General features: G+C 64.9%; 15 protein-coding genes. 8 read left to right on the top strand and 7 right to left on the bottom strand.

Translation table 11 applies throughout. The features are described from left to right. The first annotated feature begins 56 nt into the window (after nt 1–56). From LQ788_RS08335 to LQ788_RS08315, 5 genes are read left to right on the top strand one after another with little or no spacing between them, the layout of a single operon-like run. Nucleotides 57–1,109, top strand: a complete 1,053-nt coding sequence (locus LQ788_RS08335) for a hypothetical protein (protein WP_231446655.1) — start codon at nt 57–59, stop codon at nt 1,107–1,109. Continuing rightward, nucleotides 1,106–1,762, top strand: a complete 657-nt coding sequence (locus tag LQ788_RS08330; RefSeq protein WP_231446653.1) for a hypothetical protein — start codon at nt 1,106–1,108, stop codon at nt 1,760–1,762. The genes LQ788_RS08335 and LQ788_RS08330 overlap by 4 nt, the downstream gene beginning before the upstream one ends. After that, the gene (locus LQ788_RS08325; RefSeq protein WP_231446651.1) at nt 1,759–3,024 is read left to right on the top strand and encodes a DUF4350 domain-containing protein; all 1,266 of its coding nucleotides are present in this window, start codon (nt 1,759–1,761) and stop codon (nt 3,022–3,024) included. Before LQ788_RS08330 ends, LQ788_RS08325 begins: the two co-directional genes overlap by 4 nt. Next, entirely contained in the window at nt 3,021–4,145 is a 1,125-nt protein-coding gene (locus tag LQ788_RS08320; protein ID WP_231446649.1) for an AAA family ATPase, read from the top strand. Before LQ788_RS08325 ends, LQ788_RS08320 begins: the two co-directional genes overlap by 4 nt. Next, nucleotides 4,146–5,432, top strand: coding sequence for a DUF58 domain-containing protein (locus LQ788_RS08315; protein ID WP_231446647.1), 1,287 nt, complete (start codon nt 4,146–4,148; stop codon nt 5,430–5,432). A 50-nt stretch (nt 5,433–5,482) separates the two neighbouring features. Here LQ788_RS08315 and LQ788_RS08310 read toward each other — a convergent pair whose 3' ends face one another. Next, complete coding sequence (locus tag LQ788_RS08310) at nt 5,483–6,481, bottom strand: stage II sporulation protein M (protein ID WP_231446645.1); 999 nt, start codon at nt 6,479–6,481, stop codon at nt 5,483–5,485. 93 nt (nt 6,482–6,574) lie between these two features. Here LQ788_RS08310 and LQ788_RS08305 point away from each other — a divergent pair, with 93 nt between their 5' ends. Next, entirely contained in the window at nt 6,575–7,399 is an 825-nt protein-coding gene (locus LQ788_RS08305) for an RDD family protein (RefSeq protein WP_231446643.1), read from the top strand. A gap of 115 nt (nt 7,400–7,514) precedes the next feature. Here LQ788_RS08305 and ahcY read toward each other — a convergent pair whose 3' ends face one another. Genes ahcY through LQ788_RS08290 form a run of 3 tightly spaced genes read right to left on the bottom strand, consistent with a single transcriptional unit; the run spans nt 7,515 to nt 10,903 of the window. Further along, complete coding sequence (gene ahcY / locus LQ788_RS08300) at nt 7,515–8,975, bottom strand: adenosylhomocysteinase (protein ID WP_231446641.1); 1,461 nt, start codon at nt 8,973–8,975, stop codon at nt 7,515–7,517. Nucleotides 8,976–9,020: 45 nt separating this feature from the next. After that, the gene (gene manB, locus LQ788_RS08295; RefSeq protein WP_231446639.1) at nt 9,021–10,496 is read right to left on the bottom strand and encodes a phosphohexomutase domain-containing protein; all 1,476 of its coding nucleotides are present in this window, start codon (nt 10,494–10,496) and stop codon (nt 9,021–9,023) included. Next, complete coding sequence (locus LQ788_RS08290) at nt 10,493–10,903, bottom strand: DUF3499 domain-containing protein (protein ID WP_262908328.1); 411 nt, start codon at nt 10,901–10,903, stop codon at nt 10,493–10,495. The genes manB and LQ788_RS08290 overlap by 4 nt, the downstream gene beginning before the upstream one ends. 82 nt (nt 10,904–10,985) lie before the next feature. On the opposite strand from LQ788_RS08290, the gene LQ788_RS08285 reads away from it, so the two are divergent. Continuing rightward, entirely contained in the window at nt 10,986–11,345 is a 360-nt protein-coding gene (locus tag LQ788_RS08285; RefSeq protein WP_009884529.1) for a metallopeptidase family protein, read from the top strand. A gap of 45 nt (nt 11,346–11,390) precedes the next feature. Here the strand turns inward: LQ788_RS08285 and LQ788_RS08280 are convergent, their stop codons facing one another. Genes LQ788_RS08280 through LQ788_RS19865 form a run of 3 tightly spaced genes read right to left on the bottom strand, consistent with a single transcriptional unit; the run spans nt 11,391 to nt 16,452 of the window. Beyond that, complete coding sequence (locus LQ788_RS08280; RefSeq protein WP_231446635.1) at nt 11,391–12,848, bottom strand: DUF5719 family protein; 1,458 nt, start codon at nt 12,846–12,848, stop codon at nt 11,391–11,393. After that, nucleotides 12,845–15,994 (bottom strand): glycosyl transferase, encoded by a 3,150-nt coding sequence (locus tag LQ788_RS08275; protein ID WP_231446633.1) that lies wholly within the window; start codon nt 15,992–15,994, stop codon nt 12,845–12,847. Before LQ788_RS08275 ends, LQ788_RS08280 begins: the two co-directional genes overlap by 4 nt. Continuing rightward, entirely contained in the window at nt 15,991–16,452 is a 462-nt protein-coding gene (locus LQ788_RS19865) for a WhiB family transcriptional regulator (protein ID WP_271709906.1), read from the bottom strand. The genes LQ788_RS08275 and LQ788_RS19865 overlap by 4 nt, the downstream gene beginning before the upstream one ends. Before the next feature lie 479 nt (nt 16,453–16,931). On the opposite strand from LQ788_RS19865, the gene LQ788_RS08265 reads away from it, so the two are divergent. Next, nucleotides 16,932–18,059, top strand: coding sequence for a coenzyme F420-0:L-glutamate ligase (locus LQ788_RS08265; RefSeq protein WP_231446631.1), 1,128 nt, complete (start codon nt 16,932–16,934; stop codon nt 18,057–18,059). Nucleotides 18,060–18,076 lie beyond the last annotated feature (17 nt).

Raw genomic sequence — 18,076 nt, 5'->3', positions numbered from 1 at the left:
TTCAGTGGCGGTTCGACTCGGTGTCAGACCGCGAATCATGGCAGGATTGGTCGGTGATGGGACGATCGAATGCGTGGACCTCAGAGGTCGACTGGCAGACCGGTCAGTGGCAACGACGAGATCAGGGCCCGACGCATCACGAATGGCACCCGCCTTCCCCGCGTGGAGTCCTGGCCAAACGACCGCTGACCTTCTTCGAGGTGCTCGATTCCGGTTTCCGGCTGCTGCGATTCATTCCCGGCCTTACCATCGGTGCCGCCCTCATCGTATTCACGCTCTGGACCCTGATTCTGACCGCGCTCGGGACCTTCGTCGTCCTGCAGTTCCTGCCCTTCCTCAACGACATCGTCAGCAACGACGACGCGATGTCCGGATTCTTCCTGCTCGCGCAGATGGGATCGTTCGCGATCAGCCTGCTCAGCCTCGGCGTGGCCCATTTCCTTGCCGGACTGGCTGCCAGCGGCGCCGAGGCTTCGTTCGGGGCACGCAAGACGACCTTGACGCAGTCATGGCAATCTCTGCGCGGTCGCCGGTGGACACTCGTTCTCGCCGCGCTGCTCCTGGGCGGCGTCAACCTCGGCCTGCTGCTCCTGCTCAGTCTCCCCTCACTTCTGTTCGCTCTAGCCGACAACCCGGTTGTTGCGATCGTCACCGCTCTCGTTGCACTGGGTCTGTGGCTGTGCGCCCTGATCTGGCTCAACCTGCGGTTCGCCTTCACCGGCTCGGCCATCGCCGTCGAGCGTCTGGGTGTGCGTGCGGGACTGCGCCGGTCGTGGAGGCTGACTGGAAGCGGCTTCTGGCGGACCCTCGGCCAGCTCGGGCTCGGCTACTTCCTGTCCAACCAACTGGTCCAGCTCATCATCACCCCGCTCGTCTCGATCCTCACCGTCATCGCGACTCTTGCCATCGGTGCCGCTGCCGCTGACTCCATGTCGCTCACCGCCATCACCGTCGTCGCCGGAGCCCTGCTCCTGATCTTGACGACAGTGTCCTCAGCGATCCTCTTCGCCTACTTCTCCTGCCTCGTCTGCGTCTGCTACTTCGACCAGCGCATGCGCTCTGAAGGCTTCGACCTGGTTCTCATCCGCCGTGAGGAGGGCAGCGCATGAGCCTGCTCAGCAGCTCTCCCATCGATCGTGAGACCGGTCGTCAATGGGTCGAACACGAACTGTCGAAGGACGAGTACTCGAGTACCGATCTCACGCCGTTGGAACAGCTGGGACAATGGCTCAGCCGAATCTGGGACTCAATCATCTCCACAGCCTTGGACGGCAACTCACCATGGCTGCTCCTCATCGTCGTCGTGGCCCTCGCCGCCATCATCGCGCTGATCATCTGGCGAGTCGGGCGCGTCGGACTGAAGAAAACCAGCCTTCCGCTGTCGGCCTTCGACCCCGTCGTCGCCTCACCGCAGCCCGGTCCGTGGAGGGACAGTGCCCAGGCAGCGGCCGAGCGCGGAGACATGCGGACCGCGGTCATCGATTCCGCCCGTGCCATCTTCGCCGTACTCTCGCAGAAGCAGATCGTGACTCTCGATTCGGCGTCAACGGCCAGCGAGCTCAGCCGCACCGCCGGAGAGCAGCTGCCAGAGCAGAGACGAGAGCTGGCTCGCGTGGCGAACGTCTTCAACGACCTCCTCTTCGGTGAGGATCCCGCCCGGACTTCGACAGATTCGCTGCAGGCGACCTACAACGAATTCCGGGCACTCGATGGCAGGCTCAGCTCCTTGAGTCTCCGGCAGCAATCGGCGGTGCCATCATGAGCGCCCACATCGATGTCGCGACCAGGGGAACTCGTTCCAGTGCGGCCGTGCCGCTGACGGCTCGCCTGAGATCAGCCGGGGTGTGGATCGTCGCGGCCGTCGCCATCCTCATCACCGTGATCGCGACTATGCTGATGACATCTGACCGGGGCACCGATGAACCGCTGCACTACGATTCCTCCTCTCGCGACGGCGCGAAGGCCATGGTCGAGACTCTGCGCGACCACGGGGTCGATGTCACCACCACAGAGGATTTCGACACGGCCCACAAAGCCGCCGGACAGCCCGACACCTCGCTGCTGATCCCGACGCAGGCCGAGCTGCTCTCCCAGGGCGACATCGATGGCTTCCGGTCGGCACTGGCAGGCGAGGACAACCGTCTCGTGCTCATCGACCCCGGCTATGCCGTCCAGGAATTCACCGACCGCATCACTGTCAACGACAGCCTCAGTCCGCTGGCATCTCCGGATACGATCTCATCGCCCGATTGTGCTGTGCCTTCAGCTGAGGCTGCCGGCCCGGTGGAGACCGGTGAGTCCGAATATGCCGAAGCCAGGAAGGGCACCGAGAGCCTGACCGCCTGCTACCCATTTGCCGGTCCCGGTGTCTCGCAGATCGATGGCGGCGCAGTGACTCCCGGGTCGGCTCGCGGACAGCTCATCGTCGATGAGGGCGGCGGAGGAGAGGGCGACTTTCCCGTCACCGTCCTCGGCAATTCCAACTGGGCGACCAACGCCGGCATCGACGAGGAGGGGCATGCCTCGCTGGTGCTCTCCGAACTCTCACAGACCGACCACCTGGTCGTCTACTATCCGACCGAGTCTGACAACGTCGAATCGGCACCGTCGACCCTGGACTATGTGCCCAGCTGGTTCATCGCCGGGGCCGTGTGGCTGGTTCCGTGCATCATCGTCCTCCTGCTCATCATCGGCCGCAGGTTCGGTCCTCTGGCCGTCGAACGACTGCCGGTGATCGTTCCGGCGGTGGAGACGGTGCACGGTCGGGCGGCCCTGGCTGCGCGCAGTCATGACCGGTCCGGAGCCCTGCACACTCTGCGCACGGGTGCCCTGCTGCGCATCGCGAAACGGTTGGCACTGGGGCCCGAGGCGGGACTCGCTGACATCATCGTCGGCATCGCAAATGCAACGGGCCGCGACCCTGCCCACATCGAGTCGGTGTTCTCCTCCGCGGTGCCCCGCACTGACTCTGATCTGACGAACATCGTCCATCTGCTCACCCTCATCGAAAGCGAGGTCTCATGACACAGACTCCTGGAGAGAACTCCGCCCAGCCACAATCGGCCCAGCCGATTCAGCCGCAGCCGGTGCAGCCGCAGCCACCAGCGCAGCCGCAGCAGACCCCGTCGCACGAGCAACAACCGGCTCAGCAGCAGGCTCAGCCGGCACCAGCCCCACAGCAGCCGGCCCAGGAGCGCGACCCGCTGCGCGAGGCGTTCGTCGATGTGCGCACGCAGATCGCCAAGGCCGTCGTCGGTCAGGACGAAGCAGTCACCGGCATGCTCATCGCCCTCCTGTGCCAGGGCCATGTCCTGCTCGAGGGTGTGCCCGGTGTTGCCAAGACCCTCCTGGTGCGCAGCTTCGCCACCTCGGTTAGCCTCGACAACACACGCATCCAGTTCACCCCGGACCTTATGCCCAGCGATGTCACCGGCTCGCTGGTCTATGACGCATCCGTGTCGAACTTCGAGTTCCGTGCCGGACCCGTGTTCACCAACATCCTCATCGCCGATGAGATCAACCGCACCCCGCCCAAGACCCAGTCGGCTCTGCTCGAGGCCATGGAGGAGCATCAGGTCTCCGTCGGCGGCGGCTCCCGTGCGCTGCCCGAACCGTTCATGGTCGCTGCCACCCAGAACCCACTGGAGTATGAGGGAACATACCCCCTGCCCGAGGCTCAGCTTGACCGGTTCCTGTTCAAACTCGTGCTCGGACTGCCCGAACGCGATCTCGAATTCGAGATCCTCAACCGTCACGCACACGGCTTCGATGCCTCCCACCTCGCCGAGGCGGGACTGACCCCGGTCGTCGACGCGGCCATGATCGCCCAGGCCCGGGAGCGCATCGCCGAGATCTACATCGCCCCACAGGTCATCACCTACATCGTCGACCTCGCCAGGGCCACACGGCAGGCACCGTCATTGGCCTTGGGCGTCTCCCCGCGTGGCGCCACCCGCATGCTCGGTGCCGCACGCGCCTATGCCTGGTTGTCAGGTCGCGGATACGTGACACCCGATGACGTCAAAGCGCTGGCGCACATGACTCTGGGACACCGTGTGATCCTGCGTCCGGAGGCTCAGATGGACGGGCTCAACGTCGATCAGGTCCTCAACTCGATCATCGCAACCACCGAAGTCCCGCGCTGAATGACCACACGTCTGCTCCTGCTGACCCTGCTTGGGATCATCCCCGTCATGCTCATGCCGGGGTTCACCAGTGCGCTGATCGTCGCTGGCGTCATCGTCCTCCTCGCCTTCGTCGACTTCTTCCTCACACCACCGCCGAGGTTGGCCTCCCTTCAGCGCACACCCGGACCGATGGTCCGGCTGGGAGACCCCACCCATTCCACACTCACGGTGGTCAACGACTCTCCCCGGCGTCTGCGTCTTGCGGTCCGCGATGCCTGGTCGCCGAGTGCCGGTGCGAAGAGCACCCGCTCGCAGTTCGACCTGGCTCCGGAGGAGAACACCCAGGTGGTCACTCAGCTCCTGCCGGTGCGTCGCGGTGCCCTGCACGGTGACAAGGTCACCATCCGCAGCCGCAGCGCCGTGGGCTTGATCGCTCGCCAGAAGAGCTTCGACGTGCCCGCCGTCGTGCGCGTCCTGCCGCCCTTCATCTCCCGACGTGAACTGCCGTCGAAGACGCAGAAGCTGCGTGAGCTCGACGGTCGCTCTGCTGTGATGATCCGCGGCATGGGCACTGAGTTCGACTCGCTGCGCGACTACGTCGACGGTGATGATGTGCGTTCGATCGATTGGCGTGCCAGTGCCCGGGCCCAGGATCTGGTGGTCAAGACCTGGCGGCCAGAACGTGATCGCAGGGTCGTCATCGTCGTCGATTCGTCCCGACTGGCAGCACGACGGTGTGGAGACGGCACTGTCTTCGATGCGGCGCTGGAGTCTGCCCTGCTGCTGACGGCCCTGGCTTCGGGAGCAGGTGACCGCGTCGATGTCGTCGTCGCCGATGCACGCATCCGCGCCATTGCTTCAAGCCACCGCTCGGAGGACCCTGTCCATGACCTGTCGGTGGCGCTGACCACTGTGCATCCGGAACTCTACGATGCCGACTGGGAGCAGATCTCCTCGACGGTTCTGGCCACGTCGCGCCAACATGCCCTCGTCGTCCTCGTCACCGCATTGGACGAGGGCAGCGTCTCCGATGAGATCCTGCCGGTGCTGCCGACTCTCCTGGCCCGGCACCGTGTGGTCCTAGCCTCCGTCGAGGATCCCGGACTGCAGGAACTGGCCGCCAGACGTGATGGAATCGATGAGATCTTCACGGCCGCTGCCGCGGAATCGGAGCTGCTGACGTCGAAGTCACTGCAGACGCGTCTGCGCGGAGCCGGTGTCCAGTCCGTCGAAGCTGGACCCGACGATCTGCCTGGAGCATTGGCCGATCTCTACATCAATCTCAAGGCCACAGGGAAGCTCTAGGCCGCGGCGAGCCCCTACCGGTCTATGGGGCCCAACTATCGGTGGAGACCCTACCTGTCGGTGGCGAGGATCGAGTAGCCGGCCTGGTGTTCGTCGAGGTCGGCGCTGAGTCCGGCTCTGGCGGCGCGTTTGCCGAAGTACCAGGCATAGCCGATGACTGCGGCCGTATAGGCAACGCCGATGGCGATCTTGAGCGCCGGTGGAATCGGATTCGGGGTGACGAATCCTTCGATGAGACCCGAGATGAACAGCATGATGACCAGTCCTCCAGCGACTGTCAACAGTGATCTGGCCTCCGAGGCCAGTTTGTTCCGCCGCAGCTGTGGGCCCGGCACCACCCAGGCGAAGAACAGTCTCAGCCCCGCTGCTGCGGCGAGGATGATGCAGCTGATCTCGGGGATGCCGTGCGGGAGGATGTAGAGGAAGAAATCCGAACCGCGGTCGAACTCGAACATCATCGCCCCGGAGAAGCCGACGTTGACGGCATTGGAGAACAGTCCTGAGACGACGAAGACTCCCGTGATGCCCAGAAGCACGAACTGCACTGCGATCCAGGCGTTGTTCGTCCACACACCCACGGCGAAGAAGCCGTTCGGATTCTCCTTGTAGTAATTGACGAAATCATGTTCGGCGAACTGTTTGCGGAATGCATGATCTCCGAAGGTCTCGAGGACCTCCGGATGCATTCCCGCCCAGATCCCGGCCAGGCTCGCGACTGCCAGGAAGCAGACTGCGACGATGAGGAAGTCCCAGCGGAGCCGATAGATCGACAGCGGCAGGCTGACGACGAAGAAGCGGGAGAGACCGCTCAGACCACCGGATGGGACTGCGGAAAGATGGTTGCGCGAGCGATGGACGATCGTCGACAGACGTGCAGCTTCCACCGAGTCGGGTGCGACTGTCATGATCCGCGAGAGATCCTTCGACGCATCACGATAGAGGTCGAGGAATCTGTGGGTCTGGACCGGACTGAGTGTGTTCTTCTTCGCCAACATGGACAGTTCTCGCCACTTGTCGCCGTGCAGTTCGGCCAGCAGATTCGGGTCCATGCTTCAACCCTATCCGAGAGTTCTTCCACACCGAATGTAGATGACGGGCGATCCGCCGTGAAGTGGGAATGCGAATTGTGACAGGATGGATTTGTGAGCACTTTGGTGACGGGAGAAGCCGTCGAATTGAGCATTCAGCCTGCCGCCCTGGCGGCACGTGCCTTGAGCTGCCTCATCGACTTCATCGTCTACTCAATCGTCAATATCGGGCTCATCGTCGCCATGTTCTGGTTCCTGTTGCAGATTCTTGACGTCAACGAGCTGCTGCTCACATCGGTGATGACCATCATGAGCATTTCGGTGTTCGTTCTCCTGCCGATGATCGTCGAGGTCCTCACCCACGGCCGCTCACTCGGCAAGCTCATCCTCGGCCTGCGCGTCGTCCGCGATGACGGTGGCGCCGTACGAGCCAGGCATTCGTTCATTCGAGCTATTCTCTGGCCCTTCGAGATCCTGTCGACCGGCGGCGGTGTGGCCGCTCTCTCCGGCTTGATCTCTCCGCAGTCCAAACGCCTCGGCGACTACATGGCCGGGACGATGGCTGTGAGTGAACGCACCGCCCCACCTCAGCCGGTGCACACGCATGTCTCACCGCACCTGCACAACTGGCTGGCGGAGACCGACATCGCCACACTTCCGGCCGGACTGCACCGGCGAATCGTCCAGTTCCTGTCGATGGCTGAGAATCTGGGACGCGATTCGCGCTGGGAGCGGGCGAAGGAGCTCGCCACCGAACTCAACCCCTATGTTGCGCCGGCACCGCCGGAGGGGACGATGCCCGAACAGTTCCTGTCAGCGGTCATCCACCGTCAGCGCTCGGCCGAGTTCGCAAAACAGCAGCGCCGCGCAGAACAGTCTCAGGCCTTCCGCACAGGAGTCAACACTCTCCCTCACGGACTGAGTCTGCAGAGCCGCTGAAGGCTCCACACCCACCTACACGCTCAGCCCCACTACACCCCATACACGCAGCTCCACAGACAGTTCAGGCCCGACCCCAGTCGTTGGGAGTCGGGCCTGAGAGCGTCAGGGAAGCTCAGTACCGGTAGTGCTCGGGCTTATAGGGTCCGGCGACGTCGACGCCGATGTACTCGGCCTGTTCCTTCGACAGCTCGGACAGCTTGGCTCCGAGTGCCGGCAGGTGAAGACGGGCGACCTTCTCGTCGAGTTCCTTCGCCAGGCGATGCACATCGTTGTCGTAACGATCGGCACGGACCCAGAGTTCGATCTGTGCGAGCACCTGGTTGGCAAATGATGCGCTCATGACGAACGAAGGGTGACCGGTCGCGTTGCCCAGGTTGAGCAGGCGACCTTCGGAGAGGACGAGGAAGTCCGTCTGGTCACGGTCCAGTCCGAGATCGGCAGGGACGGGCACGCGCCATTCGTGGACCTGGGGCTTGATCTCGACCTTGGTCACTCCGGAGATCTTGGCCAGTCCGGCCAGATCGATCTCATCGTCGAAGTGGCCCACGTTGCCCACGATCGCTCCGGGCTTGAGGCTGGTGAGCACCTCGACTCCGACGACACGCGTGTTGCCGGTGGTCGTGATGATGATGTCAGCCGTCGGTGCCACGGTGTCGAGGTGTTCTACCTGGTAGCCGTCCATCGTCGCCTGCATGGCGCAGATCGGGTCGATCTCGGTGACGATGACTCTGGCACCCTGACCGCGCAGCGCCTCGGCGGCTCCCTTGCCGACGTCACCGTAGCCGACGACCACTGCGATCTTGCCGCCGATGAGAACATCGGTGGCGCGGTTGAGGCCGTCGGGCAGGGAGTGGCGGATGCCGTAGCGGTTGTCGAACTTCGACTTCGTCACCGAGTCGTTGACGTTGATGGCCGGGAACGGAAGGCTTCCTTCCTCGGCTAGGCGGTAGAGACGGTTGACGCCCGTCGTGGTCTCTTCGCTGACGCCCTTGATACCGGCGGCGATGCGTCCGAAACGACCAGGCGAGGCTTCAAGTGATCTCTGCACCTGTGCCAGGAGGACCTTGAACTCCTCAGGGTCGTCTTCGTCGGCGGCTGGGACTCCCCCATCGAGTTCAGCCTGGGCGCCCTTGAGGACGTACATGGTGGCGTCGCCGCCGTCGTCGAGGATGAGGTTGGCGCCCTCGGCGAAGTCGAAGATCTTGTCCGCGGCCCACCAGTACTCTTCCAGGGTCTCACCCTTCCAGGCGAAGACCGGCACACCGGCAGGGGCGTCGACGCTTCCGGTGCCGACGACGACGGCAGCGGCGGCCTCATCCTGGGTGGAGAAGATGTTGCAGCTGGCCCAGCGCACCTGCGCCCCAAGAGCGACGAGGGTTTCGATGAGCACGGCCGTCTGCACCGTCATGTGCAGGCTTCCGGCGATGCGGGCCCCGGTCAGCGGCTTGCTCTGGCCGAATTCTTCGCGCAGAGCCATGAGTCCTGGCATCTCGCGTTCGGCCAGTCGGATCTGGTGCCGGCCGGCCTCGGCCAGGCTCAGATCGGCAACCTTGTAGTCGGTGGAATCGAGCACGGTACCTCCATCGGGAACGGAAACTGTTGTCGTCTGCGTTTGAGTCTATTGCCTGCGGGCCTCGACGAATTCACTGGCCTGTGCGGTCAGTTTGCGCAGGTGATCCTCGTCGCTGGCTTCGACGTTGAGTCGCACCAGGGGCTCCGTGTTGGACTTGCGCAGATTGACCCACCAGTCCTCGCCCTGCAGACCGATGCCGTCGAGGTCATCGATGGTGCTGGCTGGGAAGTCATCGGATTCGGCGGCAAAGGCTGCGAGAACTGCGTCGGGGTCTGCCACCGTGAAGTTGATCTCGCCCGATTGGACGTAGAGATCGTAGTCAGCGACGAGTTGTGAGGCCGGTGCCCCGGTGTTCGCCAGGGCGGCGATCAGGTGGCAGGCGGCGAGCATGCCGGAGTCGGCTCCGTAGAACTCCTGGAAGTAGAAGTGCGCGGAATGTTCGCAGGCGAAGACCGCCTCTTCGGAGCGCATGAGGGTCTTGATGCCGGAGTGGCCGACCTTCGAGCGCACTGCACGCCCGCCTGCGGCCGCGATCGTGGCCGGGACGCTGCGGGAGGTGATGAGATTGTGGATGACGACCGGTTCAGCCACGCCTGCCGCTTTGGCTCGAGCGATCTCGCGTTCGGCGACGAGCGCCCCGACTGCCGAGGGAGACATAGTCGCGCCTGTTTCGTCGATGAAGAAGCAGCGGTCGGCATCGCCGTCGAAGGCCAATCCCAGATCCGCGCCCTGTTCGACGACTGCGCGGGAGACATCGAGGAGGTTCTCCGGCTTCAGCGGGTTCGCTTCGTGGTTGGGGAACGTGCCGTCGAGTTCGGTGAACAGACCGATGGCTTCGAAGGGAACCTGAGCATAACCGGCGTCGGTGCCGAAGACCTCGCCGAGGAGTTTGCCCGCCATGCCGTTGCCGCAGTCGACGATGACGCGCAGACCGCTGACCTCGTCGACGTGGGTCAGGGTGCGGATGCGTTCGACATAGCGGCCGCGCATGTCCGCCGCGGCGGGCTCGTCGACGGCGACCTCAGGAACGCCAGCGTGTGTGGGTGCCTGCGGCGCCAGATCCTTGATTCGTCCCAACCCCGAGGCGAGGCTGACTCCAGCGGCACGTGGACCGCAGATCTTGATCCCGTTGTAGTCGGCCGGGTTGTGGCTGGCGGTGATCATCGCACCCGGCAGATCGAAGATGCCTGAGGCGAAGTACAGCTGATCGGTCGAGCACAGTCCCAGAAGGACGGCTCGGAAACCGGCGGACTCGATGCCAGCGGCAAATGCGTGAGCGAAGCCGGGTGAACTGGGGCGCATATCGTGGCCGACGACCACCTCGGCGGTGTCATGGAGTTCGGCCATCGCGGTGGCTGTGGCCCAGCCGAGGGCGAAGAGCACATCGGTCTCGAGCTGGTCCGGGATGCGCCCCCGGATGTCATAGGCACCGACCGCTGCCTCAAGCGCAGTTGTGCGGGCCGCGACGAGATCGGGACCGGGTGTGCGGCTGGGATCGGGCGCGGCGTCGTGTGTGGTCATGAGTCGCCGATGATGCGCAGGTGGCCGTGTTTGCGGCCCTGCACGGAGCCGTCGTTTCGGCTCTCGGAGCCCGCAGGCGAGCCCGTCGACGAGGTAGATGACGGGGCAGATGCGCCTCCGCCTGCGCGAGCGCCGTCCCCGGGGCGGCCTGCTGCCTCCCTGACTGCGTCAGCGATGGCCAGCAGATCGTCACGGGTACGTTCGGGCGGAGCCTGCTCACCCCCGATGCGAATGAGCTGCCAATCCACCGGCGGGGTCAGTTTGGCGGCATGATCGGCGCACAGGTCGTGGGCACCGGGTTCGGAGCGACGCGACAGCGGACCGATGACGACGCAGGCATCAGCGTGCACGTACGTCATGGTGGCTGCGGCACTGCGCGAACAGCTGACTTTTGAACACAATCTCACGGCTGACACAGTCCACCACTTTACACGCGAGCACCGCCTGTCCCCGACAGCCAGGGCCGTATGGTCAGTACAATATTGACTCATGAGTACCAGGCGTCACCGTGATCGGCACGGCCGTGGACTGCGGTCCCCGCTGTTCTTAGCCGACGTGCCCGCCCGTCAGCGCCGATCCGAGAGCTTCGCCCGTGTCGCGGCTGAGGAGTTCGCCCGCCAACGGGCTCAAGAACCAGCACTGCTCGCCGAGGTGGTGCTGGCCATCGATGCCGTCCCACCTGCCAGTTCGACCGAACCTGCCTTCGGGCGGGTGTTTCCCGCCACCGCGCACAGGCTCACGCACATCGTCCTCTACCGTCGGGTGATCGAATATCACAGCAGCGGACAGCGCGATTCCCTCATCGCCGAGGTGGTCGCCGACCAGGTCGAGATCCTCCGGAACTCCTAGCTGAGTCGGCTGTCCCAGCCTCAGCCGAGTCGGATGTTCCCGCCCTCAGCCGAGTCGGATGTCGCGATAGGCCACGCCGGCCGGTGCCGGTGCCGGCTGCACCGAGGAGATCCCTGAGTCGGTGGTGACCACATAGCTGGCGTGGACACCGTCCGACTGGGATCCTGAGGCGTTCTCGCCGCTGATGACGATGGCCCGCACTGCGTCCGGGGACACCTCGGCGGGGCTGAATTCGGTGGTGCCGGTGGGGTTGAGGTCGATCGACTGAGGCGCAGTGAGCGAACCATCGTCGAGCATGCCGCTGACCTGCACCTGTCCCTGGCCCGGTGAGAGATAGAGCTTTCCGGTACCCGTGCGCGGCAAGGCCATGATCTGAGAGTCGGCGAGGGTCTCGGTGGCGTTGACGCTGCCGAAGTCCTCGCTGCCCTTCTCCCCGTCCTGGCCGATGAATGCGCTGGCCTGAATGCTCTGGTCCGAGTCGAGGACGACACTGGTGGCCTCCAGGTCCCCGAGATCCGCCTCGGCGACTCCATGCGCGACCACGGTCATCGATGAACGGGGAATGTCGATCTCACCATCGGGCCCGTAGGCCTTGAGGGAGACCTCCGCGAGCTCGTCACTCGGGTTGGCCACCCGCAGTCGAGCGTCCTTGCCGTTGAGTCCGGTCACGACCTGCTGCGAATCAGCATCCGCCCCACTTGTGGCCAAGTCGATGCCCTTGGGGGTGAGACCGTCGAGCACCGTCTCCTGAAGGGAGCCGGACACGACTCCGCCGTCGACCTTGACGTCGACCGCCAGAGACTCGGCTCCCCCGGCGAGACCACCCAGGCGGATGGCGCGCTGCTTTCCCGCCTTGATGCTGACCTCTGTCGGCTCACCACGCTGCCCCGAGGGTGTCATGAGTGCGACCTCGGCCTGGACGGGAACATCACCGGGGTTGCTCAGCAGCAGTTGGGAGTTCGATCCTGCGGCTCCCGAGCCGGCCAGGATCCGGAAGTTGCTGGCAGCTGAACCGCAGGTCAGTGTCGCCAGGCCGGTGAGGTCACCTGATGTGCCTTCGACTGTTTCGACGCCGGTCGTCAGCGCCGGTGCCCCGGGGCGGGCGAACCCGGTGATGAGTTTGGTCTGATCGATCGGATCGTCACCGGAGATGAAGCCGTCCGAACTGGGGTTGTCGAAGTTGGCCGAGCCTCCCAGATCCGCGACCTGGAGACGTGCGGCCGAGACTGAGCCGTCGGCGGCGCTGATCGGCGCGGAGGCCGAGACGACTCGGGTGGACACGTTTGAGTCATCGACGAATTCCGCGTCGGTGCCTTCTGCCTCATCATCGGTCAGCAACGGGCCGGGGCAGACCACGCGGGTGTCTGCGGTGGGCATCCTCACCTGCTCGGGGCTGCGGTCGAGGGTGCCTGGGGTCAGCGGGGTGAGGAACGAGGTGGTGGCGACGAGGACACCAGGCACGGCGATCGCCGCGAAGGTCACGATGCTGCGCATGTGTTTCATGGCTTCGCCTCCACTGTCTGCTCGGGTGCCCGCGACTTCTGCTCGGGTGCCCGCGACTTCGGTGCTGTCTCGGCTCGCTGCGGTCTCGCACGAGTCGTTCTCGACCAGGCCCTGCTCTGGCGCTGCGATCCGAAGGGGATCGCGACGATGATGGTGAGCAGACCGAGGACCCAACCGAGGATGACGCCCGGCGCATAGAGCTCGGAGCCGTAGCTCAGCTCGACGTCTCCCCCGGCTGCGGGCAGCGAGAATTCGGCGGCCCAGTCGTTCGTGGGCTTCTCCGGTCGCGGCAGGTCCTTGCCATCGATGCTGGCGGTGATGTTGCCGGCGGCATCGGAGACGATCAGGGTGCGCCCGTTCTCACCTGCAGCCACCTCGGCGGTGGTGCCGTCCATCGGTGCTGTGCTCAACGTACCGTCGGGCTCGCGGACGAGGAATCGACCGTTGTAGGGATTGTCGACCTGCCACAGTCCGCCGGATTCGGTCGGACCGACCTCAACCACACCGTCGGCTGCGGCCACCGAGTTGCGGAGGTTCTTCGCATCCGAGTCGACGAGGACGAAGTCCACGCCCAGCTCGCCCAGGATCGCGCGGACGTCACCGGCATCATCAGCCGACAGTGCCGCGGCGGCCTGCGCGATGAGGGTCTCGTCCGCGCTGATGGGCAGGGGCCTGCGCTCCCACGGCCAGCCCCCGACCGCCTCGGCGGAGTGAATGGTCGAGGTGCCGATGACAGTCCCGTCGGCCGACGAGAGGAGCCGGGCCCGGACCTCGCCGTCGACGACGTCGAGGCGCAGCGTGCGCGCCCGAACATCATCGGCGGCCCGGTCAGCGGCCAAGGCCGGCACAGTGCCGTGCTCCTGCGTGGTGAGGGCACCGGCCGAGGTGGTGCCCGCCGAGGTGGTGCCGGATCCGATACCGACGACGATGAGTGCGACTGCAGCAACGGCCACCAACCCGGACAGGCCGCGCATGGGCAGCCGGCGGGAGTTCGTCGACTTCGTCGTCGTGGCCTGAGCCCCGAGGGTCAGCAGTATGATCGCGCCGAGGCTGAGCAGGGTCAGTCCGGCGGCAGGATAGGAGCCGATGAGATGGAAGGGTCCGGTCTGGGCCGGGATGAGGACCTGGCTGGTCGCCACCAGCAGACCGCTGAGGTAGAGGCCCACGGCCCATGTCAGCCGGGAGAGTTTGAGATGAGCTTCGATGACCGTGAGGAACGCGAGGATGAGCATCGGCAGCACCAGGATCGGCACCCACAGCTGGAGCAGTCCGGGGCTGACTCCGCTGACGCCGACCGCGGCAAGCAGGTCGGACAGCCACGTCATGTCGACCGTCGAGGGGAAGCCGACCGCGAGGAGGTAGGTCGGCGGGGCTGGCGGGGCCAGTGTCTGTACGGGCATGACGAAGAGGGCGCCAGGTTCGGTGACGAGGCCGACCAGCCAGGGCCAGGCCAGGAACAGGGTCGGAGCCAGCAGCCACAGGTGGCGCAGGCCGCGACCGGTGCACAGAAGGACGACGGTGAGGATGATTCCCAGGACCAGCATCAGCGGCACGCCGGCGATCATCAGGAACAGCAGCAGTCCGGCACCTGCGGCAGCGGCGATGGACCCGGTGCGCAGGCTGCGGCGGAGAGCGATGACGAAGAGCGGAGCCGCAATCCACACGATGATGACACCGAGGCGTCCGTCCGAGAGCGCGGTGACGAAGAGAGGGGCGGCGATCCACAGCAGCCCGGCGAATCCGCGCACCCACTTCCTCCTCACGATCGTGCCCGCCGCTGTGTAGGCGGCGATGACGGCCAGGATCGGGGCGAGGAGGATCAGGGTGCGGATCATGATGTCGACGTGGCCCAGGAACGGCAGGCTGAGGGCAGCGATGACCAGCTGATAGGGGTCGCTGGGCGCAGCGGCGCCCGTGGAGACGTCGAGATTCTGGCTGAGCAGACGGCTGACGACGTCACCGAGGCTCACATCGGTCGAGCCCACGGCACCGCCGACGAGGTGGCCGGTGCCGAAGAGTCGGAAGGAGACGAAGCCGCTCAGTGCCGCGGCCGCAATCAACAGGTAGGTCAGGGGGCTGCGAAAGAGCCCGGCACCGCCGGTGACCTCGAGTCGTGAGAACGAGTCGATGGCCTCTTCGGTATCGCCGACGGGATTGAGTTCTGTTTCATCGACGTGCCCGGGACCGGAAGCGGCCGCCGATTCGGCCTGGGCCTGCCGGGCCTCCTCGGCGGAGTTCATGGACCGACGTTGGACTGAGAGTTCGTCCGGGTCCGCATACAGCGGGGCCACGTGGGAGTCTGTGGTGCGTTTGGCCAGGCGAGTGCGGCGGGCGTTCGAGCGTCTCAGCCGTGCGGTCGTGCCGGCGTCGGCACCGAGTCCGAGCAGAGCGGAGAAATACCAGGAGGCCGCGCGGACGTTGTTCGACAGCAGACCCGCCAGAGTGTTCTTCAGCTGAGTGAGAACGAGGAGACAGAAGATGCTGAGGAATCCGGGGCTGGCGAGGCTGAGACGGTAGCGCTGCTCTGTCCGGATCTGAGACTTCGACAGAGGCGGCAACGGGGAGGAGCCGAGCTGGGAGGCCAGCGCGGCGGAGACCGAGAGCCTGGCACTTGGCGCGACGACGACTCTGCGGCCGAGGTCGCGGAGTCGACGCGAGTATTCGAGACCACGATAGGCCACGCCGAGGACCCGGGAGGGTGCCCCGATCCTCTCCAGCTCCGTGGTGGCGATGAGCATGCCGGGCAGGTCGAGACCCAAAGTCTCCGACTGCCCGTCGCGCTGGCCCTGGTCGAACTCCCCGTCCGCGACGGGGTTGACCCTGGCTCCCGCCGAGGTGGTGGTGACACCGGCGGAGACGATGTGCTCTGCGTGCATGATCTTGGGCCCGACAGCGGCGATCGATTCTGTCGCACCGATGGCCTCAAGCAGTTCTTCAAGACATTCGGGCTCGGGGCGTGAGTCTGCGGTGAGGAACCACAGATGGGTGCTGTCGGCGATTTCGGGGAGTGCCATGGCCTCTGTGACGGCAAGACCCCCGAGATCCACGATCGGGATCTCGGGGTAGGTCTTGCTCAGAGCTGTTTCGAGCTCAACCCTGCTGCTGTCATCGCCTGAGGCGAGGACAACTGTAACGGCAGGTTTCACACGACCTGTTTCTTGAGTCGGCGGCGTTCACGTTCAGACATACCGCCCCAGATTCCGAAGCGCTCGTCATTCGCCAGCGCGTATTCGAGGCAGTCTGACCGGACATCACACGATGCGCAGACACGTTTTGCCTCACGAGTCGATCCACCCTTTTCGGGGAAGAACGCCTCGGGGTCGGTCTGAGCGCACAGCGCTTGGTCCTGCCAGGAAAGCTCACCGTCCTCAGCTGCCCCGAAGAGCAGCGAAAGCGGTGATACTGCGGAGTTATCCGTGGGAAGCGGTGTCAGATCGTTCGGATCGATCGCCAATGGGTCTGGCAGAGTATCCGGTGTTCGCGCCCCTGGTTCGACGAACCAGTCTTCGGCACTTCGAGAAGTGACTCCGGGCACGACTGTGGAGAAGTCTTCCCTCTCCTGCCTTTTGCTCTGTGCGCTTTGCACGGTTTTCCCCTTTCTCACTCTCAGCTCATCTACCACTGCGAACCTCGATTCCGGTACCGTTCGAGGAGTGAAATGGTCTGGGTGCGACCGACTCCCCGGATGGTTCCGGAGGTGAAGCTCGTGCTGACGGTATCAGCGTGGTGGATGCTCGAATCCGAGGATTCGTGCTAAGTGCGTTCCCCTGTTAACTCTAAATTACACGCGTGTCATTACCGCCCCGTCAAGCCCTTGTGGAGTATTGCAGGGGGCACTTGCGGTTTAATCGAACACACCTTCACATACACACGCGCCGGTAACACCACATATAGCGACCGCCATCTGATATTGACACAACCTGTAGTGAGCACCTGAGCAAATCTGGAGAATTTCGAAATCATTCGCCGTCGGTGGGAATATGGAGACATGAGAGTCGAATCACTCGCGATCGTCGCCCGATCCCCGCGTCCGCCCACTGAATCCGGGCGCCAAGGCGGTCCGACGACGACAGGGACGCGACGATGAATGACCGACTCCTCACCGTGTATGCGCCTCCCGTCGAGGAAGACATCTCAGCAGGTTCCGATCTGGCAACGATCCTTGTCAATGCGCTGCGTCGAAATCGGATCGATCTCAAGGACGGCGACATCCTCGTCATCGCTTCGAAAGTGGTGTCCAAAGCTGACGCACGACTGCGCAATGTGAAGGACCGGGCGGAGTTCGAGGATCTCGTCAAGGATTCGTCGAACCACCTCGTCGCCGAACGCACCTACGCTTCCGGTTCCACCGTCCAGATCGTGCGCACTCATTCAGGCACCGTGCAGGCGGCGGCCGGTCTCGACCAGTCGAATTCCAGCGGAGCCGTCGTCCTCCATCCAGAGGACAGCGACGCCTCTGCCCAGAAGCTGCGGCTGCGGGTCGAAGAAGCGTTCGCTGTCCGCATCGGCGTCGTCATCTCCGACACCATCTCCCGGCCGTGGAGGATCGGAGTCGGAGACTTCGCGCTCGGCCTCTCGGGCTTCTCCGGCCTCGACGACCAACGCGGCAAGCCCGACGACGACGGCCGCGTACAGTCGGTGACCGTCCGCGCCGTCGCCGACGAGATCGCGGCCGCGGCCGATCTCGTCAAGGGATCGTCTCGTGGCCTTCCGATGGCTCTCGTCCGAGGCGCGGGAGGCTACCTGGACAACGGTCCGGCCGGGGCGAAGGCCCTCAGCCGCGACCTCAGCGAGGACTGGTTTCGCTACGGCCACGTCGAAGCGATCCACCGCGGGCTGGGAGTCACCGAGCTGCCGGGGCGCGCCGCAGCCGGAGACAACAGCGACGACATCCTCGAACGTGTCTCCCGCGCCATCCGGGTCGTCCGCGCCGGGGCCTCCCGCACCCCTGGGCAGGCCGCCTGGCGGATGCGCATCGAAGGCTCCGGGTCACGGATCACCATGGCCCCCTCCGACTCTCCCGCGACACCGCAGGCCGGTGGGCCTCCCCTGCTCGAGGCGATGGTCGGCCTCGGCTCTCTCGTCGAGCGCATGCACACCGCACTCTTCGCCGAGGACCTCAGCGCGACGACGAAATGGGAGTGGGCCGATGGAGAGCTCGGTGCCTTCCCCCGCGGGGTCCGCATCAACATCGGGCTCCTCAACCCCTGACAGTCATCTCCGGACTG

The sequence above is a fragment of the Brevibacterium zhoupengii genome (genome assembly GCF_021117425.1).
Taxonomy (GTDB): domain Bacteria; phylum Actinomycetota; class Actinomycetes; order Actinomycetales; family Brevibacteriaceae; genus Brevibacterium; species Brevibacterium zhoupengii.
This window is presented reverse-complemented; position numbering and strand designations above follow the sequence as displayed.

Bases quoted from the DNA above. Each gene is read 5' to 3' on its own strand.
- LQ788_RS08335 (WP_231446655.1), top strand. From the start codon at position 57: ATGGGACGATCGAATGCGTGGACCTCAGAGGTCGACTGGCAGACCGGT.
- LQ788_RS08330 (WP_231446653.1), top strand. From the start codon at position 1,106: ATGAGCCTGCTCAGCAGCTCTCCCATCGATCGTGAGACCGGTCGTCAA.
- LQ788_RS08325 (WP_231446651.1), top strand. From the start codon at position 1,759: ATGAGCGCCCACATCGATGTCGCGACCAGGGGAACTCGTTCCAGTGCG.
- LQ788_RS08320 (WP_231446649.1), top strand. From the start codon at position 3,021: ATGACACAGACTCCTGGAGAGAACTCCGCCCAGCCACAATCGGCCCAG.
- LQ788_RS08315 (WP_231446647.1), top strand. From the start codon at position 4,146: ATGACCACACGTCTGCTCCTGCTGACCCTGCTTGGGATCATCCCCGTC.
- LQ788_RS08310 (WP_231446645.1), bottom strand. From the start codon at position 6,481: ATGGACCCGAATCTGCTGGCCGAACTGCACGGCGACAAGTGGCGAGAA.
- manB (WP_231446639.1), bottom strand. From the start codon at position 10,496: ATGACCACACACGACGCCGCGCCCGATCCCAGCCGCACACCCGGTCCC.
- LQ788_RS08285 (WP_009884529.1), top strand. From the start codon at position 10,986: ATGAGTACCAGGCGTCACCGTGATCGGCACGGCCGTGGACTGCGGTCC.
- LQ788_RS08280 (WP_231446635.1), bottom strand. From the start codon at position 12,848: ATGAAACACATGCGCAGCATCGTGACCTTCGCGGCGATCGCCGTGCCT.
- LQ788_RS08265 (WP_231446631.1), top strand. From the start codon at position 16,932: ATGAATGACCGACTCCTCACCGTGTATGCGCCTCCCGTCGAGGAAGAC.